Origin of the sequence: Candidatus Pseudothioglobus singularis PS1 (genome assembly GCF_001281385.1) — a bacterium.
GTDB classification, from domain to species: domain Bacteria; phylum Pseudomonadota; class Gammaproteobacteria; order PS1; family Pseudothioglobaceae; genus Pseudothioglobus; species Pseudothioglobus singularis.
In genome coordinates this window covers 1,236,639-1,261,759 of the sequence record NZ_CP006911.1, presented here as the reverse complement: position 1 = coordinate 1,261,759, position 25,121 = coordinate 1,236,639, and the positions used below count along the sequence as shown (strand labels likewise).

Here is a 25,121-nt window from a genome sequence, read left to right as displayed (position 1 = left end):
ATAGTTTAATTATTGAAATATTCATTAAAGGGGTTTTATGAGTCATATTATCTATGAGCCAGTTAAACAAAGGCTTCAGCGAAGTGAATTGGCTGTTCCTGGATCTAGTCCAAAGATGTTTGAAAAGGCTTTACAAAGTTCTGCTGATTATGTCTTTTTAGACCTAGAGGATGCAGTAGCTCCAGACGATAAAATACCCGCTCGACAAAATGTAATTGATGCCATTAATGATCTTGACTGGAAAGGGAGTGGAAAAACGATTTCAGTTCGAATTAATAGTATTGATACTCACTATATGTATCGGGATGTAGTTGAGGTTGTGGAGCAGGCTGGGAGTAAGCTTGATACCATTTTACTTCCAAAAGCCGGAACAGCATCTGATGTGTATATGTTGTCAGCGATGCTTAATCAAATAGAGACAGCAAAAGGCCTAAAAAATAGAATTGGAATAGAGATTCTGATTGAAACTACACTAGGTATGGCTAATGTGATGGAGATTGCAAAGCAAGGGCGAGATGAAAGACTTGAGGCTATGCATTTTGGCGTAGCTGATTATGCTGCAAGCTGCAGAGCCAGAACAACTGTTATCGGTGGTTTGAATCCAGATTATCCTGGTGATCAATGGCATGCTGGATTGTCCCAGATGTTAGTTGCGTGCCGTGCTTATGGACTGCGTGCAATTGATGGGCCATTTGGAGATTTTAATGATCCGGAGTCTTATAAAGATGCAGCACGAAGGGGCGCAGCTCTTGGGTTTGAGGGAAAATGGGCCATCCACCCATCTCAGATTGAGCTTGCTAATGAGGTTTATACGCCACCTAATGAGGAAGTTTCTCATGCAAAGCAAATTCTGATTGCTCTTGATGAGGCGGCAAAAGATGGAAGAGGGGCGGCCCAACTTAATGGACGTATGATCGATGCAGCATCCGCTAAGATGGCTGAAAATATTGTGAATACAGATAACGCAATTCATGGAAAGGTCTAGGTGTAGTTATGAATATTCATGAATATCAAGCCAAAAAACTCCTAGCTAAGTATGGGGTTCCAATTCCTAAGGGAGGTATTGCACACTCAGCAACAGAGGCAATTTATCAGGCTAATGAATTGGGTGGAAATTCATGGATAGTTAAAGCACAACTGCACTCTGGTGCAAGAGGAAAAGCGGGTGGAGTTAAATTATGTAAAAGTCATAGCGAAATTTCTGAATTTTGTGACAAGCTACTTGGAAATAACCTAGTCACCAATCAGACAGGCCCTCAAGGAAAGATGGTTTCCAGTATCTATGTTGAAGAGGCTAGTGACATCAGTAAAGAGCTTTACTTTAGTATTGTTCTTGACCGTGCTACTCAGAAAGTTACTCTCATTGCCTCAACTGAGGGTGGCATGGATATTGAGAAAGTGGCTGAGGAGACACCTGAAAAAATTGCAAAAATTGTTATTGATCCTGCAGTTGGCATGCAACCCTTTCAATCGAGGCAATTGGCCTTTACGCTTGATCTGCCAAATCAGGCGGTTGGAGTTGCAAGCAGAGCAGTAATGAAATGTTATCGTGCCTTTCGAGATACTGACGCTAATTTATTGGAAATTAATCCATTGGTTTTAACATCAGGTAATCAAATATTAGCTATTGATGCAAAGATGACATTTGATGCTAATGCTCTATACCGCAGACCAGAGATTTTTGAATTCCGCGATAAGACTCAAGAGGATCCTAGAGAAACCAATGCTGCAGAGCATGACCTAAGCTATATTGGGTTGGAAGGAAACATAGGCTGTATTATTAATGGTGCAGGATTGGCAATGGCCACCATGGATATGATTCAGCATGCTGGAGGAGAGCCTGCTAATTTCCTTGATATTGGCGGCGGCGCATCACCTGAAAGAGTAGCAACATCGATTGAGTTAGTTCTTTCAGATCAAAATGTTGAAGCCATACTAATTAATATCTTCGCAGGAATAAATCGCTGCGATTGGGTAGCTCAGGGAATCGTCGATTTATTAAATAAACGTGATATTAACATTCCTTTAGTTGTTCGTTTGTCTGGAACAAATGTTGAAAAAGGACAAAAAATTTTAAAAGATAGCGGTAAGAAAGTTATTACAGCAAATACTCTGGCTGATGCAGCTCATAAGGTTGTTGATGCCTGGAAGGATAATCATTAAAGGTTGAGATATGAGTATATTTATTGATGAAAAAACACCAGTATTAGTTCAAGGGATTACTGGGAGAATTGGCTCTTTTCATGCCCAGGAAATGATTGATTATGGAACCAATGTGGTTGCTGGAGTAACACCTGGAAAAGGAGGTATGACCCATCTAGGTATCCCCGTATTTAATACTGTTGAGGAGGCTGTTAAGGCAACAGGTGCAGAAGCTAGTATTGTTTTTGTACCACCAGCTTATGCAGGTGATGGAATTATGGAGGCTGCTGAATCTGGGATTAAATATTGCGTTAGTATTACTGATGGCATACCAACGCATGATATGATCCGAGTAAAGCGATATATTAATAGTGCTCAGCCAGATGAGAGAATGATATTGACCGGTCCAAACTGTGCTGGAACTATTAGCCCAGGTAAAGCTATGATGGGAATCATGCCAGGGCACATCTATATGAAAGGCAAAGTTGGCTTAATTGGAAGATCTGGTACTTTAGGATATGAGGCAGCGTCTCAAATGAAAGAGTTAGGTATTGGTATAAGTACAGCTGTAGGTATTGGTGGAGACCCAATCAATGGAAGTTCTTTTGTAGAAATACTTAAGCATTTTGAAAAAGATGATGAGACTGAAGCTGTTTTGATTATTGGAGAAATTGGCGGCCCTCAGGAAGCTGAAGCTGCAGACTACTTTAAAAATAATATGAGTAAGCCGATGGCAGCATATGTTGCTGGTTTAACTGCTCCACCTGGACGCCTTATGGGGCATGCAGGAGCGATTGTAAATTCCAGTGGAGAGAGTGCTGCAGAAAAAGTAATTATGCTTAAAGATGTAGGAATTCTGGTAGCACCAACACCTTCAGATATGGGTATTACAATGGCAAAACTATTAAAAGCTAACTGAGATAATAGTCATTCTGAAGAAATAGATTTAATCTCTATTTCAGGCTCAGTAGACATTCTTAATTTGTTAGCTAAAAACCAAACTACTCCAACACCTAATGCCCACCAAATAATTTGCCATGCCCAGATGGATGGCATTCCAAGAATCCAATCCTCATAACCATTGTTTGGCTTTCCAAAAACAAAGTTACCAAATATAGATCCAGGCCCTATAGCAAAGAACATCCAAACCATTAATAGAAGACCTCCAACAGGTTTAGACCAGCGGTCATTATTTTTCCTAATACTATGCTCTCGAATAAAAGAATGGAATTTCTCTCTGTGCTCCCTATCTGGATCATTATTAGTTAAAAATGACATAATTAAACAAATGGAAATATTAAAGAACATTCCCCATACAGCTGAATGAATTGTCCAGGGCCATACCCCCCATAGAAGTCTTCCACCAGTTAATTTTTGTCCTAATGTATCAGTAAAAACAACAACAATTAGCCCGATAATTAATCCAGCAATTGCTGCATTTTTCGTTATCCATGGAAACCAAGTAATACTTAATAATGATGGCCAGAGTTGAAATGAAAAAGCAATCGCTAAACCACCAAGTAGAAGTGTGGCTTCCATAGAAAAAGAAGCAAGCAACATTCCACATAAAAAAACTAAAGCAGTAAAAATTTTTGCAGACTTAATTTGAAGTCTATAATCTGCATCTTTGTTAAAGTATTGAACATAAATATTTCGACATAGAATATTTCCTGTCGTAAACATAAACGCAGCAGCAGTAACTTGTAAAGCAGCAACTGCACAAATTGTAAGAAAGCCAAACATCCATGGCGAAGAATTGCCTATAAGCTTTATATAATGTATGACTAATTCTGTATATTGCTCTTTAGATAGCTCGGGTAAGTAATTAGCTACTGCAAATCCAGCTTTATTTACGGCACTACTTGCCCCAAGTAAATTTGCACTGACTCCTTGTAGTGTAGAAAATCATTACGCTAATTGGCACCTAATCCTTTAATTAAAGGTTGTAAATTTTTTTCATATTGTTTCCAAGCCTCAGAGCTCCCTTGATATATTTTTTTTCTAACTTGTGCTGAGCTTGCTGTTAAAACTGCGCGCTGATTGTTATGAAAATCAAGGCAATTTTCATCCCACTCTAAATCACAGTATTCTAATAATTTTTGGGTTTCCTCTTCTTGATTGATTGTTAAATTTTCATAGTTAAGATCATATATTTTATTTGGGAATAATTTATGCCAAAAGGTCATCATCTCTTGATACAAAAGATAGAACTTAGCTAAATCCACCTGATCAAAAGAAAATCCATTTCCAGCAGTAAAGTAATGATTGAAGTTTGACCAACATGTAGCCATAGGATCTCTTGTTAAATGAATAATTTTAGCATCAGGAATTGCCGATAAAATAAATCCTAATAATCTAAAATTCATTGGCATCTTATCAGTAATTATGGTTTCTTTGGCCTGAAGACTTGCTAAAGAATCAAGATATTCTTTTCGAATTATCAACATATCTTCTTCTGAAATAGCATTATTTTTTTTGCTTAAATGATTGTCTAAAATAGGAGTTATAATGTTTCTAAAATTAAGAAGTTCACCTGCTCCATGAACAGAATTATGACTAGAAATAATCTGCTCAACTAGACTTGTGCCAGAGCGAGGCATTCCTACAATAAAAATAGGTTTAATATCGGAAGTATTTTTTGATGAGCTCTGAACTATTGGTTGAGTAGAGCTAAACAATTTGGTAATAATTGAATGGAAACTTTGACTCTCTTCAAAAGAGTACTTTATTTCTTTTTTTCTTAGACGATTACCCTCATTTAAGTATTTAATATAGTCTTCGTGATTTCCTAAACTTTTATTAATGTCTGCTAACGCAAAGCCCAATCTTGCTTTATCAGCAACATTTAATTTATTCCCAGAATAAAGTAAGTATATTTGATTTATTTGTGGGTCTTTCACCTTAAATTTCTTAACTTTGCTTAAATTTCTGTATGCTTCTGCAAATTCTGGTTCGATTTCAACTGCTCTCTCATATCGACTTACTGCATCTTTTGGTTGGTTGATGATTTCACTTAATATGCCTAAGTTATGAAATGCTTTTGCATAGTTAGGATTAATAGAGCAAGCTTTTTCAAATTGCTTTTTAGCATTTTTAAACTGTTTGAGTTCTTGGAGCGCTGAGCCTAAGTTATTATATGCCTCTGCATAATTAGGACTATAAGCTATTGCCCATTCGAAGCTTTTCACGGCTGCTTCGATTTTGCCTTTATTTAAGAAAATAATCCCAAGATTATTATGAGCTGAGGGATAAGCATGTTGAGAGTTTATTGCCTGCAAATAATATTCAGATGCATTGTCTAGCTGGTTAAGTTTCTGAAATGCAACACCAAGGTTGAATTGTGCTTCTGAATAATTTATTTTAAGTGCTATAGCTTTTTTAAAATTTTCAATAGCTGGTTCAATTGATCCAATCTCACTATGACATGCACCACATATATTAAATAACAAAAATTCATTAGGATAATCTTTAATTAAGGATTCTACATACTTAAGGGCCTGTTCAATTTCACCAGATGAATAAAATCTCATAACTTCATCTAACTGAGCCTGAGTCGGATTTGCCACCTTTTTATTTTCTAATAGTTTAATTTCCTTCCTTGCTAGAAGATTATTTGGAAAAGTTTTAATAATATTAGAATAAATTTCCTTTGCTTCTTTAACTTGTCCATTTTTAGCAAGTTTCTTTGCTCGAGATAAAAGTCGCTCGGTCTTTAATGACATTATTAGAGGGTATTTATTTGTATATATATTAATTAAAGTATACTAAAATATTGCTTATTACATTAGCAAATTTTTGTATCTTTACTTTGGAAACTTTAAATGAAAAATAAACAAGCTTCAATTCCTAGAAAGGAGCTTGAAAAAATTTATTTGATGTATTCAATAAGCCAATTTCATGAGGCTATAAAGTATATAAAGCTATTAAATGAAAAATTTCCAAATCAACCTTTATTGTTTAATCTTATTGGTGCCTGTTATAAGGAGATAGGCCAACTAGATGGTGCTGTGCAGATGTTTCAAAGAGCAGTTTCAATAAATCCAAAATATGCGGAAGCTTTCTTTAATCTGGGAGCCACTCTTCAGGCTCTTGACCAAAAAGATGTTGCAGTTGAAAATTATCAAAAAGCAATCGATATAACACCTAATTATCCTGATGCTCTCAATAATCTAGGTAATACATTATTAAATCTAGGACAAATTGATTCTGCCATTGAAAGTTTAGAGTGGGCTGTTGCATATAAGCATGATTTTGCTGAAGCATACAATAATTTAGGTAATGCTTATAATGATTCTGGGAAGCCAGAAAAAGCAATTAAAAGCTTTAAAAAAGCAATATCATGCAACCCAAGTTATGAAAAAGCTCTCTTTAATCTTGCTCTTGTGTTCAAAGACCTTGGAAATAGGGAGGAATTTGTTGAAAATATAGAAAAAGCTTTGGCTCTTAATCCATGTTGGGGGCATGCTCACTACCACTTAAGTCGAGTTAAGAATTACAAAAAGAAAGATCCACAGATTAAACAAATTAAACAAGCCCTAGAAAGTGAAAATCTTAACTCGATAGATCTTATTGGGCTTAATTTTGCTTTATCAAAAGTTTATGAAGATCTTGAAAATCCTAAAGAACAATTTAAGTATCTGAATCAAGCGAATAGTTTAAGAAAAAAAGAACTTAATTATTCTATAAAAAGGGATCAAAAACTTTTTTCACGAATTAAAGAGACATTTACAACTCCTCCTTCAATATTTAATTTATCAGAATTTCAGACGAAGCCTATTAAGCCTATTTTTATTGTTGGAATGCCTCGTTCTGGTACTTCTCTTGTGCATCAAATCCTTGATAGCCACTCAGAGGTCAAAGGATTGGGTGAATTAAATAATCTAAATAAGCTTGTTGTGCCACTCCTCAAATCTTTTAATAATGATATTGAAGAATGCTTTTCTAAAAAAGAATTATTATTGTTAAGAGATGGGTATCTTAATTCGCATCCAATTTTAGGTATAGATGAAAATATTATTGTTGACAAAATGCCTTTAAACTTTCGTTATATTGGATTTATTTTATCTTGCTTTCCAGAAGCCAAAGTTATCCATATGAATAGAGATCCAATGGCCACATGTTGGTCAATATATAAATATGAATTTAGGGGTAATGCATATTCATTTAATCAGGAGGATATAGCTTCTTATTTTGGTCTTTACTCAGATCTTATGGAGTTTTGGAAGGGTCTTTTTCCAGGAAAAGTTTACGACCTTTGTTATGAAGATTTAACCTCTAATCAAGAAGAAGAAACTCAAAAATTGTTGGCACACTGTGAACTCGAATGGGATGATAAATGTATAAACTTTCATAACAATAAAACCTCAGTTAAAACTACAAGCTCAATGCAAGTGAGAAAAAAAATGTACCAAGGAAGTTCAGAGGCTTGGAAAAAATATAAAGCCTATTTAAAGCCTTTAATTAAAGGTTTAAATTTGTATTATTAACATTATGAATCCAGAAGAACAATCAAATTTAGAAATGAATGCTGCTATCAAGCTTTTTTCAAGTGGAAAATTTCAGAAAGCATTAGAGGTAACTCAAGCTTTGTCTAAAAACTCTCCAAGAGATTCATTACTTCATAATATTATGGGAGCTTGTTATGCTGGTTTAGGACAGTTATCTTCAGCAGTTAAGAGTTATGAAATAGCAATTAATCTTGATCCAAATTATGCCAAAGCTTTTTATAATCTTGGTGACACATATCTTCAGCTAAAGAATTATGAAGAATCTATAAAATGCTATGAAAAGTCCCTTGAAATTGATCCATATTATGTCAATGCATTAAGTAATCTTGGGAATGTGCTTCGAGAGAATGATCAGCTTGATAATGCAATTGAAGCCTATGAGAAGGCTTTAAAAATAGATCCAAACTCAATTATTGCGCATAGTGGAATTTGCATCGTACTTAATGAAATGGGCAAACTAGAGCATATGATAGAGCATCTACACGCAGTGATTAAATTAAAGCCAGATTTTTCAGAAGCTCATAATAATTTAGGAAATACACTTAGAGAGCTTGGGCGTCTTGGTGAAGCAGTTGATTCTTATCAAAAAGCATTAGAAGTAAATGCAGAATTTTCAGAAGTGCATAATAATTTAGGAAATGCTTTTATAGAGTTGGGATATTTTGGTGAAGCTGTGGAGTCTTACCAAAAAGCATTAAAAATTAATCCTGATTATCCTGCATTACACAATAATTTAGGTAATGCTTTCAAAGAACTCGGGCGCTTTGATGACGCTTTAAAATCATATCATAATGCACTAAGCTACAATCCAGATTATCCTGACTCTCTTAACAATCTAGGAATAATTTTTTCTAAGATGGGTGAATTGGAGCAATCTGTTCAATATTACAAAAGAGCAATTTCTAAAGCTCCAGATTTTGAAGAGGCATATGTTAATTTGGGAAATGTTTTAAATGAACTTAATCATTTTGATGAGGCTGTTCACTTTTACAATAAGGCAATAGAGATCAATCCAAACTCTGAACATACTTATAATAATCTTGGCCTTATTCTTTTAGGTAAGGATGATTTTTTGGACAAGGCTGTTAAAAGCTTTGAGAAGGCCATTCAAATTAATCCAAATTTTGCTGCAGCTTATAATAATATTGCTCAAGCCTTTAGAAATCTTCAAAAGCCTGAAAAAGCAGTTGAGAGCTATAAAAAAGCGATTGAAATCAATCCAAGCCTTGTTGTGGCATATAACAATTTAGGCAATATTTTAGCAACTGACTTTAACAAGCTTGATGAAGCTGCCTTATACTTTGAAAAGGCAATTGAAATTAATCCTAATTTTGCAGAGGCATTCAGTAATCTGGGTAATGTAATGAGAGAACTAGATCGTCTTGATGAAGCGCTTAATTTTTATGAGAGGGCAAATAATCTTCAGCCAAACTTAGATAATATTTTAGGAAATATCTTAAGAACTAAAATGGAATTTTGTAATTGGGATAATTTAAAGAGCCTCATTACAGACCTTAAGCAAAAAATCATTAATAATGAAAAAGTTATCAATCCATTCGTACTTTTAGCTTTAATTGACAATTCTGCTTTGCAATTAAAAGTTGCCGAGCTAATGACAAATGTTTATCACCCCAAAAGAAATTTATTGCCAGTTATCGAGAATCATCCAAAAAGCCAAAAAATAAAAATTGGTTATTTTTCTGCTGGTTTTAGTGAGCATCTAACGGCTGAACTTTATGAAATGCACAACCGAGATCATTTTGAGATTCACGCCTTCTCTTTTGGCAAAGCAACTAATGATGAGATGAATCTTCGAATCAAAGCCGGTGTTGACCAATTTCATGAAGTTCAAGCAATGACACATCAAGATATTACAGAGCTTGCGAGATCTTTTAAGATCGATATTGCCGTTGATTTAGCTGGACATACTCTTGAGTCTAGAACGGATATCTTCGCGATGTCCGTTGCGCCAATCCAGCTAAGCTATATTGGCTACCTAGGATCGATGGGCGCCGAGTATTATGATTATTTGATTGCAGACCCCGTTATGATTCCTAAAGAGAGTCAAAAATATTATATGGAGAAGATAGTCTATCTGCCTAGCTTCCAGGTGAATGATTCAAAAGACTTGCCACCCAATATTGTTATGACTCGTAAAGATGTAGGCCTTCCTGATAAAGGCTTTGTGTTCTGTTGTTTTAATAATACTTATAAAATGACGCCTACAACCTTTGATAGTTGGGCAAGAATCCTTAAAGCTGTTGAAGACAGTGTGTTAATAATTTTTGCTAATAATGAACTCTCAAAGGCTAATTTGACAAAAGAGATAAAGAAAAGAGGAGTTGCTGCAGAAAGGCTTATCTTTGGAGATAGTGTATCAAGACCTGAATATTTAGCGCGTTTTAAAGTAGCTGATCTATTCTTAGATACTCAGCCTTATAATGCTGGAACTACAGCCAGTGATGCACTTAAGATGGGTCTTCCTATGCTTACAATAAAAGGAGAGGCTTATCAGGCAAGAATGGGTGCTAGTATAGTTAACGCTCTTAATCTTCCTGAACTTATCACTACCTCATCTAAAGAGTATGAATCCTTAGCTATTGAACTTGCTAAAAATCCAGAAAAATTAAATAAAATAAAAGAAAAGCTCCAAAATAATCTATCTACAGCTCCTCTTTTTGACACACCATTATTTACAAAAAATCTAGAGTCAGCTTATACACAAATGTATGAAAGATATCATAAGGGATTAGAGCCTGATCATATCTTCGTGGAGTAATTAGTTAATGACAGGTCAAAATCAACAAAAAGTACTTTCAAAGGAGCAAATAGATTATGTTATCAATTTGTATTCAAGTGGTCAGTATCAAGATGCAATAGATCAAATAAAAATTCTTAATGAGGCTTATCCTAACGTTCCATTTTTGTTTAATTTAATTGGCGCTTGCTATAAAGAATTAGGTAAGTTAGAAGGTGCAGTTAAAATGTTTGGGACTGCAGTTGATATTAAGCCAGATTATGCAGAAGCATATAAAAATTTAGGTATTACTTTGAGAGGCACTGGTCAATTAGAGGGTGCAGTTAAAAGCTTAAGGAAGGCGTTAGCGCTTGATTCTGGCTATGTTGATGCGCATTATAATCTTGCGATCACTTTAAATGAGCTTGGCCAATATGATGACGCAATCAACAGTTACCAAAAGGCAATAGCTATTAATAGAAACTTTGCAGACGCTCATAACAACCTTGGTAACCTTTTTAAAGATCTAGGTCAAACGGATAAAGCCATAAAAAGTTATATTAGAGCAATAGATATAAGTCCTCAATTTGCGCAAGCTCATAATAATCTAGGTACTGCTTTAGTAGACCATGAAAGGTTTGATGATGCAGTTAAAAGTTACAATAAAGCAATTGAAATTAACCCAAAATTCTATGAGGCGCATAATAATCTAGGCCAAGTTTTGATTGCCCTTGGTCAATTTAAAGCCGGAGTTGATTCATTTAAAAAAGCAATTGACATTAATCCAAGATTTGCTGAAGCCTATTACAATTTTGGTTTAGTGCTTAAAGAATTAAAACATTTTGATGATGCAATCAATAATTTTCATAGTGCAGTTTCAGTTAAACCTGATTTTTTTGAAGCTTTGAATAACATCGGAAGTTGCTTGAGCTTTCTTGGTCGAGTTGATGAAGCTATTAAATTTTATGAAAAGGCATTAATTATTAATTCTGAATATGCTTATGCGCATCATGATCTTGGTAATGCGTTAGTTTCGATTGGCCAATCTCAAGTTGGAGTCAAGTCATTAGAGAATGCAATTAAAATTAATCCAGAATTTGCTGAAGCACATACAAGCCTTGGTAATTTTTTTAAAACTCGAAAACAAAGAGATAAGTCTCAAACATATTATGAAACAGCATATAAAATAAAACCTGATATGGATTTTTTATTTGGTGAGATTTTAAATAATCAAAGAAATCTTTGTGCCTGGCCTGATTTACCTGGCTCACTAATTAAATTGGAAAAAAAAATCATTAATAATGAAAAAGTAATCGCTCCATTTGCCCTTCTTTCATTGGTTGATAGTCCTGAACTTCAAAGGAAGGCTGCAGAAATAAAGGCCAATAGCGACTTTCCAAAAAATTATGATTTACCCATTGCAGATCTTTATCCTAAGCATTCAAAGATTCGTATTGGCTATTTCTCTGGAGATTTTAAGATCCACCCAGTTTCTACGCTCACTGCACAGCTTTATGAAATGCACAACCGAGATCATTTTGAGATTCACGCCTTCTCTTTTGGCAAAGCAACTAATGATGAGATGAATCTTCGAATCAAAGCCGGTGTTGACCAATTTCATGATGTGGACTTGATGTCTCATAAAGATATAGTCCATTTTGTGCGATCACTTGAGATAGATATTGCCGTTGATCTTTCTGGCTATACTGCAAAAGCTAGAACGGATATCTTCGCGATGTCCGTTGCGCCAATCCAGCTAAGCTATATTGGCTACCTAGGATCGATGGGCGCCGAGTATTATGATTATTTGATTGCAGACCCCGTTATGATTCCTAAAGAGAGTCAAAAATATTATATGGAGAAGATAGTCTATCTGCCTAGCTTCCAGGTGAATGATTCAAAAGACTTGCCACCCAATATTGTTATGACTCGTAAAGATGTAGGCCTTCCTGATAAAGGCTTTGTGTTCTGTTGTTTTAATAATACTTACAAGATAACACCTACAACCTTTGATAGTTGGGCAAGAATCCTTAAAGCTGTTGAAGACAGTGTGTTAATAATTTTTGCTAATAATGAACTCTCAAAGGCTAATTTGACAAAAGAGATAAAGAAAAGAGGAGTTGCTGCAGAAAGGCTTATCTTTGGTTTAAACTTAGAGAGAGATGAGTATTTAGCAAGATATCAAGTAGCTGATCTATTCTTAGATACTCAGCCTTATAATGCTGGAACTACAGCCAGTGATGCACTTAAGATGGGTCTTCCTATGCTTACAATAAAAGGAGAGGCTTATCAGGCAAGAATGGGTGCTAGTATAGTTAACGCTCTTAATCTTCCTGAACTTATCACTACCTCATCTAAAGAGTATGAATCCTTAGCTATTGAACTTGCTAAAAATCCAGAAAAATTAAATAAAATAAAAGAAAAGCTCCAAAATAATCTATCTACAGCTCCTCTTTTTGACACACCATTATTTACAAAAAATCTAGAGTCAGCTTATACACAAATGTATGAAAGATATCATAAGGGATTAGAGCCTGATCATATTTATGTTAAGTGATAATGAGTAATTCAAATGATCAATCAATGCCAGATCAAAAGCAAATTGATTCTGTTATAAATCTTTTTTCAAATGAACAATTTGAAGAAGCATTGAATTCTCTAAAGGTTTTAATTAAATTGTATCCAGAGGTTTCACTGCTTCATAATATAAATGGTGCTTGCTATGCTGGTTTAGGACAATTAGCTTCTGCAGTTAAGAGTTATGAGAGTGCAATAAGCCTTGATCCAAGTTACGCTAAAGCATACTTTAATCTTGGAAATGTTCTGCATGAATTAAATCTCCAGGGATTTGAAACAATAGATGAGCCAATTGTAATTTATAAAAAATCAATAGAAATTGATCCAAACTATGCTGAAGCCCATAATAATCTTGGCAATGTTCTAAAAGAAATCGGAAGACTGGACGAGGCAAATGTTAGTTTTAATAAGGCCATCTCTCTTAGACCAGAATATGTTGAAGCACATTACAGTCTTGGTATCGTTTTGTTTGACTTGGGACAACTTGAAGCAGCAGAAAGATCCTACAAAAAAGCATTAACCCTTAATCCAAATTTTCCTGAGGCACATAATAATTTAGGTAATACACTTAATGAAAAAGGAAAAGTAGATGATGCAATTTCTTCATATAAAAGAGCGCTTAAGATTAACCCAGATTATCTAGAGGCTCATAACAACCTTGGCAATATTTATTTAGGAAATAACCAGCTAGGCGAAGCAGTTAAATCATTTCAAAGAGCTTTAGAGATTGACCCACAGAATCCAGCATTGTATAACAATTTAGGCAATTCTTATAAAAAACTTGGACGCAATCAAGACGCCTTAAATTCATATTCAAAAGGACTAACTTACAATCCAGAATACACTGATTTACTCAATAATTTAGGTGTTACTCTAAATGATCTTGGTCAATTTAATGAGGCAATAAAAAGTTATAAAAGAGCGATAGATCTCAAATTAGATTATGCTGAAGCCTATAACAATCTTGGAGTAAGCTATAACAAACTTGGTCAGTCAGATAAGGCTGTTAAATCCTATAATATGGCTCTCAATATCGATCCAGAATATTCTGACGCTTATAATAATCTTGGTGTTGTTCAGAAAAAGCTGGGCCAGGTTAATGATGCAATTGCATCATATAAAAAGGCATTAGAAATTAACCCAAATGATGCTGATACTTTTAATAATTTAGGAATAGCATTTGATGAACATGAGCATTTAAATGATGCAATCCAATCCTATCGTCAGGCTTTATTGATACAACCTGACTTGGCTGAAGCGCATAATAATCTTGGCCATACTCTTTGTAAGCTTCATCATTACAAAGATGCAGCGGAGGCTTATGAAAAAGTGCTTACTATAAAACCAAGTTTGGATTACATTGTTGGAAACCTTGTAAGTGCTAAGATGAATTGCTGTAATTGGAATGATCTAGCCAGTCTTATTAATGAAATCAAGAGCAAAATTATCAATAATGAAAAAGTAATAGAGCCATTTGGACTGATGTCTTTAATTGATGATCCTCAACTACAAATTACTGCTCAAAAACTTAGAATGAATGCCGATCATCCTATTAATAATTTATTACCAAAAATTAGTAGTAATAAAAAACACCAAAAAATAAAAATCGGTTATTTTTCTGCTGATTTTAGAGTGCATCCGGTTTCCTATCTAACGGCTGAACTTTATGAAATGCACAACCGAGATCATTTTGAGATTCACGCCTTCTCTTTTGGCAAAGCAACTAATGATGAGATGAATCTTCGAATCAAAGCCGGTGTTGACCAATTTCATGATGTGGACTTGATGTCTCATAAAGACATTGTTTTGCTTTCTCGTTCAATTCAGATCGATATTGCTGTTGACCTTGGAGGTCTCACGGCTGAGTCTAGAACGGATATCTTCGCGATGTCCGTTGCGCCAATCCAGCTAAGCTATATTGGCTACCTAGGATCGATGGGCGCCGAGTATTATGATTATTTGATTGCAGACCCCGTTATGATTCCTAAAGAGAGTCAAAAATATTATATGGAGAAGATAGTCTATCTGCCTAGCTTCCAGGTGAATGATTCAAAAGACTTGCCACCCAATATTGTTATGACTCGTAAAGATGTAGGCCTTCCTGATAAAGGCTTTGTGTTCTGTTGTTTTAATAATACTTATAAAATGACGCCTACAACCTTTGATAGTTGGGCAAGAATCCTTAAAGCTGTTGAAGACAGTGTGTTAATAATTTTTGCTAATAATGAACTCTCAAAGGCTAATTTGACAAAAGAGATAAAGAAAAGAGGAGTTGCTGCAGAAAGGCTTATCTTTGGAGATAGTGTATCAAGACCTGAATATTTAGCGCGTTTTAAAGTAGCTGATCTATTCTTAGATACTCAGCCTTATAATGCTGGAACTACAGCCAGTGATGCACTTAAGATGGGTCTTCCTATGCTTACAATAAAAGGAGAGGCTTATCAGGCAAGAATGGGTGCTAGTATAGTTAACGCTCTTAATCTTCCTGAACTTATCACTACCTCATCTAAAGAGTATGAATCCTTAGCTATTGAACTTGCTAAAAATCCAGAAAAATTAAATAAAATAAAAGAAAAGCTCCAAAATAATCTATCTACAGCTCCTCTTTTTGACACACCATTATTTACAAAAAATCTAGAGTCAGCTTATACACAAATGTATGAAAGATATCATAAGGGATTAGAGCCTGATCATATTTATATTTAATTCCAAAGCAATCAACTCAAGGAGATATTGTAAAATTAACCAATTTTCTCTGTTAAAAAATGAACATTAATAAAACTTTCCTTGTAACTGGTGGCGCTGGATTTATTGGTTCAGAGTTGATTAGACACCTGATTGAAAATACTGAATATAAGGTAGTAAACATAGACAAACTCACCTATTCTGGTAATTTACAGTCTTTAGTTTCAATTGAGACCAATGAAAATTATATTTTTGAGCATATAGATATTTGTGATGAAAAAGAACTAAAGAGGGCTTTTGAGGTACATAAACCTGATATTGTAATGCACCTTGCTGCCGAATCTCATGTGGACAGATCTATTGATGGACCTAAAGATTTTATTCACACAAATATTGTGGGAACTTTTGTGTTGCTTGAACAAGTAAGAAATTATTGGCAAAAACTTGAAGGAATAAAAAAAGAAGACTTTAGATTTCTCCATGTTTCAACTGATGAGGTCTATGGTGATTTAAATGGAAAGGAGGATTTTTTCACAGAAGAAACTGCTTATGATCCTAGTTCTCCATATTCCGCATCGAAAGCTAGCTCTGACCATTTAGTAAGAGCTTGGTTTCGCACTTACCAACTTCCAGTATTAATTACAAATTGTTCAAATAACTATGGTCCTTATCAATTCCCAGAAAAACTTATTCCACATGTAATTCTTAATGCTATTGAGGGAAAAGATTTACCAATTTATGGAGATGGAAAACAAATTAGGGATTGGTTGTATGTGAATGATCATGTAAGAGCGCTTTTGACTGTCGCTTTAAAAGGTCAGGTTGGGGAAACTTACAATATTGGTGGAAATAATGAGGTTCAAAATATTGATGTTGTAGAAAAAATTTGTGAAATTTTAGACATACTAATTCCAGATAGATTGAATGGGCTAGATTCTTATAGAGACTTAATTACATATGTTCAAGATAGACCAGGACATGATGTAAGGTATGCGATTGACAATACAAAAATTAAAAATGAATTGGACTGGGAGCCAAAAGAGAATTTTAAATCAGGTATGCAAAAAACTGTAGAGTGGTATTTAGATAATTTATTATGGTCTGAAAATATTAAAAATGGAAGTTATAAGCTCGAACGTCTAGGAGTAAAAATATAATGAAAGGTATTATTCTTGCTGGTGGTTCAGGAACTCGGCTTTTTCCTTTAACAAAAGGGATATCAAAGCAATTAATGCCTATTTATGATAAGCCCATGATTTACTATCCACTATCAGTGCTTATGCTTGCAGGTATTCAAGAGGTTTTAATTATCTCAACTCCAGAAGATTTACCAAGGTTTAGGCAGTTATTAGGAGATGGATCTGAAATTGGTATGAAGTTTGAGTATCTAGCTCAACCATCACCTGATGGTCTTGCACAGGCATTTATTTTAGGTAAAGAGTTTATTGGTGATGATAATGTTAGTTTAATTCTTGGAGATAATATTTACTATGGCCATGGTATGAATCAAATATTATCGCAAGCTTTGGCTAGTGTAGAAGATAATAATATGGCCACTGTTTTTGGCTCTCATGTTCAGGATCCAGAGAGATATGGCGTAGTTGATTTTGATAAGCAAGGAAAGGCACTTAGTATTGAAGAAAAGCCTAAGAATCCAAAAAGTAATTATGCAGTTACTGGATTATATTTTTATCCAAATGACGTAGTTGAAAAAGCAGCTGAAGTTTTGCCTTCCGATAGAGGCGAGCTTGAAATTTCTTCGGTAAATCAAATGTTTTTGGAGGAAGATAGGCTTAATGTTGAAATAATGGGAAGAGGTTATGCGTGGCTTGATACTGGAACCCATGAAAATCTTCTTGAAGCATCTACTTTTATTGAAATTATTGAAAGAAGGCAAGGACTGAAGGTCGCTTGTATTGAAGAGATTGCTTTTGAAAAAGGCTATATTGACAGACAAGAACTAATTGCTCTGGCTACTCCACTCTCAAAAAATCAGTATGGTCAATATCTTCTCAGAATAGCTAAGGGTTTCAATTGAAGTTTACACCGCAAGCAATTCCCGATATTATCTTAGTTGAACCAACTCTTCATGGGGATGATAGAGGTTATTTTGTAGAAACCTTTAGACAAGATTTATTCAATAAGGTTGTTGGTAGTAAGATTAATTTTGTTCAAGACAACGAATCCAAGTCGTCAAAAGGAGTCCTTAGAGGTCTTCATTATCAGGTTTCTCCATATTCTCAATCAAAGCTTGTAAAGGTTATTGAAGGAAGTGTGCTAGATGTTGCAGTTGATATTCGAAGGTCAAGTCCAACTTTTGGCCATCATGTTGCTATAGAGCTTTCATCTCATAATAAAAAACAACTTTTTGTTCCTAAAGGTTTTGCCCATGGTTTTGTTGTTTTAAGTGATACAGCGACTTTCACATACAAAGTAGATAGTTTTTATGCGCCAGAGTATGAAAGGAGTATTGTATTTGATGATAAAGATTTAAAAATAAACTGGAAATTAAATCCTGAAGTTTTAAAGCTATCAGAGAAAGATAAAAATAGCCCAAGTCTATCAAACGCAAAAGACTTATTTGACTAGCTAATTATGAAAATTTTGATTACAGGCAAGAATGGTCAATTAGGAAAATCGATTAAAAGATTACTAGATGAAAAATGTATTGATAATCTCAGTTCCTTCAGTTTCATTTTTACTAGCAGAGAAGAGTTAAATCTTGAAAATTTAGAAAATATTCAGTCGTATTTCGTTAGTAATGATATTGATGTTATTATAAATTGTGCAGCATATACTAAGGTAGACCAGGCTGAAGAGGATCAAAATCAAGCTAATTTGATTAATCACAATGCAGTTAGAGAGCTCGCAAAAATTTCTAAAAAATACAAAATAAAACTTATTCATATTTCAACTGATTTCGTTTTTAATGGACATAAGGAAGAGCCCTATACTGAGGATGATGAGCCTTCGCCACTTAATATTTATGGTGAAACTAAATTGGCTGGTGAGTTGGCTATTATTTCAACTATGCCGTTCAATTCGATAATTATCAGAACTGGCTGGGTTTATTCTGAATTTGGTAATAATTTTGTAAAAACAATTTTGAATCTTGCATCAAAAAATAATGCATTAGATATTGTATCTGATCAGATTGGAACACCAACCTATGCTTATGATCTCGCGCATTCAATTTTAAATATTGTTAGTGATGAAAACTTTCTTGAAAATGAAAAGCCGACAGCAATATTGCACTATTCTAATGAAGGTGAATCTAGCTGGTATGAATTTGCTAAAGAAATCATTAGTATTTCTGGGATTAATTGCAATTTAAATCCCATTAAAACGAAAGATTACCCTTTACCTGCAAAGAGACCAAAGTATTCTATCTTGAGTAAGAAAAAAATTTCGCAAGAATATTCTTTAAATATTGATCATTGGAAAGATGCTCTTAAAGCCTGTTTGCAGAATCTATAACCACTTTACTTTTAATGGTTAATTAATATGGAAATACTTCAAATTATTATTCCAAAAAGAATGAAAGATCAAAGAATAGATGCGGCATTGACTGAAATGATTCCAGATTACTCTAGATCTAAGATTATTACTTGGATAAAATCAGGAGATGCATTAATTAACAACAAAACTTTTAAACCAAAAGATAAAGTTAATGGCAATGAAATGGTATGTTTGAAAGTTAAACAAAAAAATAATATCCAATGGCTGCCTGAGAAAATTAATCTAAATATTGTCTTTGAAGATAATGATATTATCGTAATTAACAAACCTTTTGGTTTGGTTACTCATCCTGGTTCTGGGAATTGGAGTGGGACATTGGCAAATGCACTTTTACATTATGATTCTCATTTATCAAGCCTTGATCGAGCTGGAATTGTCCATCGCCTTGATAAAAATACATCTGGACTGATGGTTGTTTCAAAAAATTTAAAGTCACAAAAATTTTTAGTAGAGCAACTTCAAAATCACTCTATTCAGAGAGAATATTCAGCAATAGTTTATGGACATATGATTTCAGGAGGTTCTATTGATGAGCCAATTGGAAGAGATCCTAAAGATAGAGTTAAACAGGCTATTTTGACTAATGGAAAACAAGCAAAAACTCACTACAGGGTTATTGATAGATTTAAAAGTCATACGCATGTCAAAGCCATTCTAGAAACTGGAAGAACTCATCAAATCCGTGTTCACCTATCTCATGTTGGATACCCATTGATTGGAGATCCAATGTATGGTGGGCGAGTTCGTTTTCCAAAAAAAGCTAGTCAGGAGCTTAAAGATGAATTAATTAATTTTCAAAGACAAGCACTTCATTCAAAAAAATTAACTCTTAAGCATCCAGTGACTGGTGAAACTATGACGTGGAAGGCAGATCTTCCAGATGACATGCAAGAGCTTTTAAATATCCTTAAAAAATACGACTCTTAATTGTCAAATAATAAGATATGAACTTATTTCCTAACAATGTTAATTTCCTATCAACTAAGAGATATCAAGATGGTGGTGAAAGCTTAGAAAATTTTGAAAACTTTAATCTAGCTCTTCACGTCAATGATAGAAAAAAGAGCGTACTAGAAAACCGCTCGATTCTTAGAGATTGTTATGGATTGCCATCAGATCCAGTATGGATAAATCAAACACATTCCTCCATTTGTATAGATGCTAATTCAAGTAAAAAAATAGTTGAAGCTGATGCGAGTTTTACTATTAATCCTGGAGTTGTTTGTGCAATTCTGACTGCTGACTGTCTACCAGTGTTTGTTAGTAAAAAAGATGGCTCAATGGTAGGCATTGCTCATGCAGGATGGAAAGGGTTAATTTCTGGCGTAATTGAAAACCTAATTGAATCTTTTCACTGTAATGGAGATGATTTAATTGTTCATCTAGGTCCAGCAATTTCTAAGAACTATTTTGAGGTGGGAGTCGAGATTAAGGACTTGTATTTATCAAAAAATAGTAATTTTGCTCGTTCATTTAGTTTTTACAGGGATAAATATTATCTTGATTTATATGATGCCGCAAAAGTTATACTTGAATCTTTCAATATAAAGTTCATCACTGGAGGTGATAGATGCACCTTTAAAGAGTTGGATGTATTTTTTTCTTACAGAAGGGACGGGATAAACTCTGGCAGGATGGCGCATCTCATTTGGATAAAATAAAGTTAGCTATCAATTAAATTCACTTTGCCGTTCATATTAAATTCTAATTCACCAGTAATTTTATTTGGAAGGTAATAATGAAGTGATTTTTGTTTTCTTTGCTTTTGTTGGACAATGCAGCCACGAACTTCAAATATATCACCCAGCTCAATATCTTCATATCCTGAGTTAAGGCACCTCAGTATTCTTTTATGACCCTCCTCAATATATTGACGAAAATAAAGTTCATCTTCAAAGTCAACTATTACATAAGCCTCATGATGAATTGACATGGAAGGATCAATAATGATAATACAACTCTCACTAAACTCGGGTGACATCATATCACCAATATTTTGAAGTGCGTATGGCTCAGAATTTGAAGCACATGTGGCTTGATAGAGTGTTTTAGAGTCTACTAGTTCTGACATTTGGGACAGTAATAGGTGGCACGCTGGTTTTGAACAATTCGCTTAATTTTACCATTACATCTAATGCATGGCATATCTTCACGATCATATACAGACAAGACTTGTGAAAAATAACCAGGACTCCCGTCAACATTTGAAAAATCATTGAGCGTAGTCCCACCATTATTAATCGCGTCAGTTAAGATTTTTTTTATAGAGTAAGTTAAAGTTAGATAACGACCTTTTGATGTTTTTCCAGATACCCTTTTGGGTGAAATACCAGCTAGAAACAAGCTTTCAGAGGCATAAATATTACCAACTCCAACTAGAACTTTGCTATCCATAATAAATGTTTTAATATTTTTTGATTTTCCAAGAGAGGCCTTATAAAGCACTTCATTGTTAAAATCATAACTTAATGGCTCTGGACCAAGTTCACTCAAAAGTTTTAATTGACTGTCGTTATCTTGCCATAGAATCGAGCCAAATCGGCGTGGATCATGAAAACGAATGCTAGTTAAGTTATCCAACTTTAACTCAAAGTGGTGATGCTTCTTTAATGGCTCTTTTGAAGGAACAACACTCATTGAACCTGACATGCCTAAATGAATAACAAGCTGACCATCACTAAATCCAATTAGAAGATACTTGGCACGCCTTGAAATATTAATAATAGTTTTTTGTTTTAATGTTTTAATAAGATGAGAAGGAATTTCCCAGCGAAGTTTTTTTTTGTATATATGAGCTGTCAAGACCTTCCTATTAACTATTAAAGGTTTAAGTCCTCGCTTGGTTGTTTCAACCTCTGGAAGTTCAGGCACTTATCTATTTTTGTTCATTAACAAGTGCAATTTTTTTAGTTGCACCAAAGTCTGTTTTACCACTTCCTAATTTGGGAATTTCATCAACCATTAAAACTTGAGCAGGGTGATAAAGTGGATTAACTTTAGCATCAGAAAGAAGTTTTTTGAGCTGATTTTTATCTAAATTATTTGTGGCAAGCAGTACAATTTTTTCACCTTTACGCTGATCTGGAAGGCAAGTTGCTGCAATCTCAAGGTCTTTATCATTGCATGCATCAAGTATCTCCTCTTCAACGGTTGTAAGGCTTATCATTTCGCCTCCAATCTTGGCAAACCTTGAGTATCGATCTACAATAGTTAAAAACCCATCTTCATCTAGATGACCTTTATCCCCAGTTCGGTACCACCTGTAACCATCAATTAGCTCAATCACTTCAGCTGTCTTTTCTGGCATTTTAAGGTAGCCTTTCATAATTTGTGGTCCACCGATTAAAATTAATCCATCTTCTCCGGTTGGCAAAGGTTCTAGGGAGTCAGGATCCACAATTCTGAATTCTGTTCCACTAAAAGCTTTTCCGACAGTTCCTGGACGGTTTCTTAATTTATGAGGCGATTCAATATTTGGCAAATTGACAGATGCTCCAGGTGAGGTTTCTGTAGTTCCATAACCTTCATAAACAGGCATCTTAAACTTTGTTTCAAAGCCATCTCTAACTTCTGATCTTAACTTTTCAGCTCCAGCGACAACTAACCTGAGTGATTGAATTGATTCAGAAGTAACTTTTTTACTGATAGTGTACATGCGCAGAAAAGTTGGGGTGCCAACTAGAATTGTCCCAGAGTATTTTTGAATTCCAGATGCTATTGTCGATACATCTTTTGGATCCGCATGACAAACAATGGGAATACCTTCTGAAAGAGGCATAAGGGTGGTTATAGCAAAACCAAAGGCATGAAAGGTTGGAAGTGTTGACATAATGACATCACTATCGACTGCACCTAGTTCTATTGCTGCTTGTTTTGCATTAGCAGCTATATTGGCGTGTGAAAGTTCAACTCCTTTAGGTGAGCCTTCACTTCCACTTGAGAATAAAATAGCTGCAGTATCATTCATTGAAACTTTTTTAAAGTAGCTTTTTTGAATAAAGCTAGCTGGAAATAGGATGGCTTTTAAAAGAGTTCCAAGGCGAGAAAGAGTTGAAATTTCTTCTTTAATATCTTCTAGCATGAGAAGTTTTGACTCAGGAAAATATGACTCTAGATTCATCCCTCTCTCTAGCATCTTATCTAAAAACTTTCTAGAGGTATAGATATGCTTAACTTCTGCTTGCTTTGCAGCAGAATTCAAAGCTTTTTTCCCGGCAGTAAAATTTAAATTGACAAGCGTCTTTCCTAGAGAAAGAATAGCAATCGATGCAATCGCGCCGCCTCCGCTACTTGGCAAAAGAAGCCCAACGTTCTGTTCTGGACTATAAACTTCTATCTTCTTTGAAAACAAGAGAACGCCAGTTAAAAACTTTTTGTGAGATATCTCTACTCCCTCTATATCTGCAACAGCAAAGGCAGTTTTAGATTTCTTTGCGCTTTTAAGCCACGCAACATGAATAGGATCTAATGTAGATGGATAGTCTTGCCATTCAGCAAAAGAAGAAGGGTGATTTGACATAATTAATTAGCCTCCAAGCATCGCTTTTTTTAGGTTTTTTTGTATTGGATTATCTGAAAGAAAGATTCCAAAGAATGCTTTTTTAAAATCCATCCCTTTAATTAATTCTTCAAGTTCAGAGTTTTTTAGAACATTTATTCCCGTCTTAGGGAGATAAATAAATTCATAGAAGTCTCCAGTAGAAACATCTGTATTAAATACAGATGATAACTGTTCCATTTCATTTCTAATTGGATCAGTATTATTCCCCGTTGATTTTTCAAGTCCTTCACTCAAAGCACGTTTCATTGCATCAGCAGTTACAATGGATGAAAGTACATCAATCCGAATAGCCATTGGAGCATCCATATTAATTATCTCTTTGGCATTTGAATTTTTAGTTTCAAGATATAAGCTTCCTTCATAAACTTTCATAAAGAAAATAATTCGAGTTCCTTGACCATTTTTAGTTATTGTATTTCCCTTATAATCTATTTGATCAGGAGCAACTGCTCCGATCGAAGGTGAAGATAAAAATATGCCAAAAATAAAGAATGCAGTAAATATTTTTGTGACAATTGAGTTCATTTTTTTATTTTTTTGATGAAGAGGTTTGATTATAGATATAAAAACTAAAATATAAATACAAAAATGCAATTACTGTAATTATGATTTATCTATAATATAAGCTTTTAATTAAACAATAATATTATGAATCCATTAACTTCTGTCAAAGGCACTATTATTAGTGGCTTTGTTCTTGCTATTCTAGTTGCTTTCTATGTGTCACCTGAAAGTTCAGTTTTTCAAACACGTAATTTTAGTATTTGGCTACACGCTCTTTTTGGAGTGACATGGGTTGGACTTTTGTATTATTTCAATTTTGTACAAGTACCTGCGATGGCTGATGCACTTGCTGATGAAGGTGGTCCAGGTCCAGCAGCTATTGGAAAATATGTCGCTCCAAGGGCTCTTCTTTGGTTCCGTATGGCAGCAGCAGCAACATGGCTAACAGGTGCGTGGGCATTATCTATCTCTCCCCAGTATGGCTTTGTACAAACTTTTATTTTTCAGGCGCCAGCTGGGCCTATGATGAGTCTCGGAGCTTGGATGGGTACAATTATGCTTTTCAATGTTTGGGTTCTTATTTGGCCTAATCAGAAAAAAGTACTCGGTATTGTAGAAGCGAGTGCTGACGAAATTGTAAAAGCAAAGTTTACTGCCGCTATGGCTTCTCGAACTAATGTGGTTTTATCAGTTCCTATGCTTCTTTGTATGGTTGGGGCAGGTCACGGTGGTTACTTGTTCTAATTTTGATGCTAGTATTAAATAAACCGGACTAGTTCCGGTTTTTTATTGTAAGTTTATAAAATTTTGCGAATTTTCAACAAATAAGTTAATAACTTAACAATAACGTCCCAATGGATACTAATATTTAATATAAATAACTAGAATT

The 25,121-nt window shown here is 34.6% G+C and carries 20 protein-coding genes; 14 read left to right on the top strand and 6 right to left on the bottom strand.

Annotation, left to right across the window (positions count from 1 at the left end):
- Positions 1-37: 37 nt before the first annotated feature.
- Genes W908_RS06355 through sucD form a run of 3 tightly spaced genes read left to right on the top strand, consistent with a single transcriptional unit; the run spans position 38 to position 3,061 of the window.
- On the top strand, positions 38-985 hold the full coding sequence (locus W908_RS06355) for an HpcH/HpaI aldolase/citrate lyase family protein (RefSeq protein WP_053820408.1): 948 nt from the start codon (positions 38-40) through the stop codon (positions 983-985).
- An 8-nt stretch (positions 986-993) separates the two neighbouring features.
- The gene (locus W908_RS06350) at positions 994-2,163 is read left to right on the top strand and encodes a malate--CoA ligase subunit beta (RefSeq protein WP_053820407.1); all 1,170 of its coding nucleotides are present in this window, start codon (positions 994-996) and stop codon (positions 2,161-2,163) included.
- Between the two features lie 10 nt (positions 2,164-2,173).
- Entirely contained in the window at positions 2,174-3,061 is an 888-nt protein-coding gene (sucD, locus tag W908_RS06345) for a succinate--CoA ligase subunit alpha (protein WP_020025006.1), read from the top strand.
- 8 nt (positions 3,062-3,069) lie between these two features.
- Here the strand turns inward: sucD and W908_RS06340 are convergent, their stop codons facing one another.
- Both W908_RS06340 and W908_RS06335 read right to left on the bottom strand, forming a co-directional pair.
- Positions 3,070-3,885 carry an SLC5/6 family protein gene (locus W908_RS06340; protein ID WP_236849136.1) on the bottom strand — a complete coding sequence of 272 codons (816 nt, stop codon included), beginning with the start codon at positions 3,883-3,885 and terminating at the stop codon, positions 3,070-3,072.
- A gap of 170 nt (positions 3,886-4,055) precedes the next feature.
- Complete coding sequence (locus tag W908_RS06335) at positions 4,056-5,864, bottom strand: tetratricopeptide repeat-containing sulfotransferase family protein (protein WP_053820406.1); 1,809 nt, start codon at positions 5,862-5,864, stop codon at positions 4,056-4,058.
- Between the two features lie 99 nt (positions 5,865-5,963).
- On the opposite strand from W908_RS06335, the gene W908_RS06330 reads away from it, so the two are divergent.
- The 10 genes from W908_RS06330 to pgeF all read left to right on the top strand — a co-directional run bounded on the left by W908_RS06330 (position 5,964) and on the right by pgeF (position 20,828).
- The gene (locus W908_RS06330) at positions 5,964-7,628 is read left to right on the top strand and encodes a tetratricopeptide repeat-containing sulfotransferase family protein (protein WP_053820405.1); all 1,665 of its coding nucleotides are present in this window, start codon (positions 5,964-5,966) and stop codon (positions 7,626-7,628) included.
- Between the two features lie 4 nt (positions 7,629-7,632).
- Positions 7,633-10,428, top strand: a complete 2,796-nt coding sequence (locus W908_RS06325) for a tetratricopeptide repeat protein (RefSeq protein ID WP_053820404.1) — start codon at positions 7,633-7,635, stop codon at positions 10,426-10,428.
- A 7-nt stretch (positions 10,429-10,435) separates the two neighbouring features.
- Positions 10,436-12,943, top strand: coding sequence for a tetratricopeptide repeat protein (locus W908_RS06320; protein WP_053820403.1), 2,508 nt, complete (start codon positions 10,436-10,438; stop codon positions 12,941-12,943).
- A gap of 2 nt (positions 12,944-12,945) precedes the next feature.
- Positions 12,946-15,669: a tetratricopeptide repeat protein gene (locus W908_RS06315; protein WP_053820402.1), complete on the top strand. Its 2,724-nt coding sequence runs from the start codon at positions 12,946-12,948 to the stop codon at positions 15,667-15,669.
- Between the two features lie 65 nt (positions 15,670-15,734).
- Positions 15,735-16,805, top strand: a complete 1,071-nt coding sequence (gene rfbB / locus W908_RS06310; RefSeq protein ID WP_053820797.1) for a dTDP-glucose 4,6-dehydratase — start codon at positions 15,735-15,737, stop codon at positions 16,803-16,805.
- Complete coding sequence (gene rfbA / locus W908_RS06305; protein ID WP_053820401.1) at positions 16,805-17,686, top strand: glucose-1-phosphate thymidylyltransferase RfbA; 882 nt, start codon at positions 16,805-16,807, stop codon at positions 17,684-17,686. The genes rfbB and rfbA overlap by 1 nt, the downstream gene beginning before the upstream one ends.
- A complete protein-coding gene (rfbC, locus tag W908_RS06300) occupies positions 17,683-18,237 on the top strand; it encodes a dTDP-4-dehydrorhamnose 3,5-epimerase (RefSeq protein WP_053820400.1) in 555 nt (184 codons plus the stop codon). Before rfbA ends, rfbC begins: the two co-directional genes overlap by 4 nt.
- Positions 18,238-18,243: 6 nt before the next feature.
- Positions 18,244-19,125 carry a dTDP-4-dehydrorhamnose reductase gene (gene rfbD, locus W908_RS06295; protein WP_053820399.1) on the top strand — a complete coding sequence of 294 codons (882 nt, stop codon included), beginning with the start codon at positions 18,244-18,246 and terminating at the stop codon, positions 19,123-19,125.
- Between the two features lie 27 nt (positions 19,126-19,152).
- Complete coding sequence (gene rluD, locus W908_RS06290; RefSeq protein ID WP_053820398.1) at positions 19,153-20,094, top strand: 23S rRNA pseudouridine(1911/1915/1917) synthase RluD; 942 nt, start codon at positions 19,153-19,155, stop codon at positions 20,092-20,094.
- 17 nt (positions 20,095-20,111) lie between these two features.
- Positions 20,112-20,828: a peptidoglycan editing factor PgeF gene (pgeF, locus tag W908_RS06285; protein WP_053820397.1), complete on the top strand. Its 717-nt coding sequence runs from the start codon at positions 20,112-20,114 to the stop codon at positions 20,826-20,828.
- Between the two features lie 2 nt (positions 20,829-20,830).
- Here the strand turns inward: pgeF and W908_RS06280 are convergent, their stop codons facing one another.
- The 4 genes from W908_RS06280 to W908_RS06265 are packed head-to-tail and all read right to left on the bottom strand — an operon-like array spanning position 20,831 to position 24,253.
- A complete protein-coding gene (locus tag W908_RS06280; RefSeq protein WP_053820396.1) occupies positions 20,831-21,238 on the bottom strand; it encodes a S24 family peptidase in 408 nt (135 codons plus the stop codon).
- Complete coding sequence (gene mutM / locus W908_RS06275; RefSeq protein WP_053820395.1) at positions 21,226-22,038, bottom strand: bifunctional DNA-formamidopyrimidine glycosylase/DNA-(apurinic or apyrimidinic site) lyase; 813 nt, start codon at positions 22,036-22,038, stop codon at positions 21,226-21,228. Before mutM ends, W908_RS06280 begins: the two co-directional genes overlap by 13 nt.
- A 4-nt stretch (positions 22,039-22,042) precedes the next feature.
- A complete protein-coding gene (locus tag W908_RS06270; RefSeq protein ID WP_053820394.1) occupies positions 22,043-23,686 on the bottom strand; it encodes an AMP-binding protein in 1,644 nt (547 codons plus the stop codon).
- A 6-nt stretch (positions 23,687-23,692) separates the two neighbouring features.
- On the bottom strand, positions 23,693-24,253 hold the full coding sequence (locus W908_RS06265) for a chalcone isomerase family protein (protein ID WP_053820393.1): 561 nt from the start codon (positions 24,251-24,253) through the stop codon (positions 23,693-23,695).
- Positions 24,254-24,376: 123 nt separating this feature from the next.
- Between W908_RS06265 and W908_RS06260 the strand changes: the two genes are divergently transcribed.
- On the top strand, positions 24,377-24,976 hold the full coding sequence (locus W908_RS06260; RefSeq protein WP_082345024.1) for a urate hydroxylase PuuD: 600 nt from the start codon (positions 24,377-24,379) through the stop codon (positions 24,974-24,976).
- Positions 24,977-25,121: the final 145 nt, after the last annotated feature.

What these genes read in the sequence shown, in the direction of transcription:
- W908_RS06340 (WP_236849136.1), bottom strand. Translation starts at nt 3,885, where the DNA reads ATGTTTGGCTTTCTTACAATTTGTGCAGTTGCTGCTTTACAAGTTACT.
- pgeF (WP_053820397.1), top strand. Translation starts at nt 20,112, where the DNA reads ATGAACTTATTTCCTAACAATGTTAATTTCCTATCAACTAAGAGATAT.
- W908_RS06265 (WP_053820393.1), bottom strand. Translation starts at nt 24,253, where the DNA reads ATGAACTCAATTGTCACAAAAATATTTACTGCATTCTTTATTTTTGGC.
- rfbA (WP_053820401.1), top strand. Translation starts at nt 16,805, where the DNA reads ATGAAAGGTATTATTCTTGCTGGTGGTTCAGGAACTCGGCTTTTTCCT.
- W908_RS06320 (WP_053820403.1), top strand. Translation starts at nt 10,436, where the DNA reads ATGACAGGTCAAAATCAACAAAAAGTACTTTCAAAGGAGCAAATAGAT.
- W908_RS06325 (WP_053820404.1), top strand. Translation starts at nt 7,633, where the DNA reads ATGAATCCAGAAGAACAATCAAATTTAGAAATGAATGCTGCTATCAAG.
- rfbD (WP_053820399.1), top strand. Translation starts at nt 18,244, where the DNA reads ATGAAAATTTTGATTACAGGCAAGAATGGTCAATTAGGAAAATCGATT.
- W908_RS06330 (WP_053820405.1), top strand. Translation starts at nt 5,964, where the DNA reads ATGAAAAATAAACAAGCTTCAATTCCTAGAAAGGAGCTTGAAAAAATT.
- W908_RS06270 (WP_053820394.1), bottom strand. Translation starts at nt 23,686, where the DNA reads ATGTCAAATCACCCTTCTTCTTTTGCTGAATGGCAAGACTATCCATCT.
- W908_RS06355 (WP_053820408.1), top strand. Translation starts at nt 38, where the DNA reads ATGAGTCATATTATCTATGAGCCAGTTAAACAAAGGCTTCAGCGAAGT.
- W908_RS06280 (WP_053820396.1), bottom strand. Translation starts at nt 21,238, where the DNA reads ATGTCAGAACTAGTAGACTCTAAAACACTCTATCAAGCCACATGTGCT.
- sucD (WP_020025006.1), top strand. Translation starts at nt 2,174, where the DNA reads ATGAGTATATTTATTGATGAAAAAACACCAGTATTAGTTCAAGGGATT.
- W908_RS06315 (WP_053820402.1), top strand. Translation starts at nt 12,946, where the DNA reads ATGAGTAATTCAAATGATCAATCAATGCCAGATCAAAAGCAAATTGAT.
- W908_RS06335 (WP_053820406.1), bottom strand. Translation starts at nt 5,864, where the DNA reads ATGTCATTAAAGACCGAGCGACTTTTATCTCGAGCAAAGAAACTTGCT.
- rluD (WP_053820398.1), top strand. Translation starts at nt 19,153, where the DNA reads ATGGAAATACTTCAAATTATTATTCCAAAAAGAATGAAAGATCAAAGA.
- W908_RS06260 (WP_082345024.1), top strand. Translation starts at nt 24,377, where the DNA reads ATGAATCCATTAACTTCTGTCAAAGGCACTATTATTAGTGGCTTTGTT.
- W908_RS06350 (WP_053820407.1), top strand. Translation starts at nt 994, where the DNA reads ATGAATATTCATGAATATCAAGCCAAAAAACTCCTAGCTAAGTATGGG.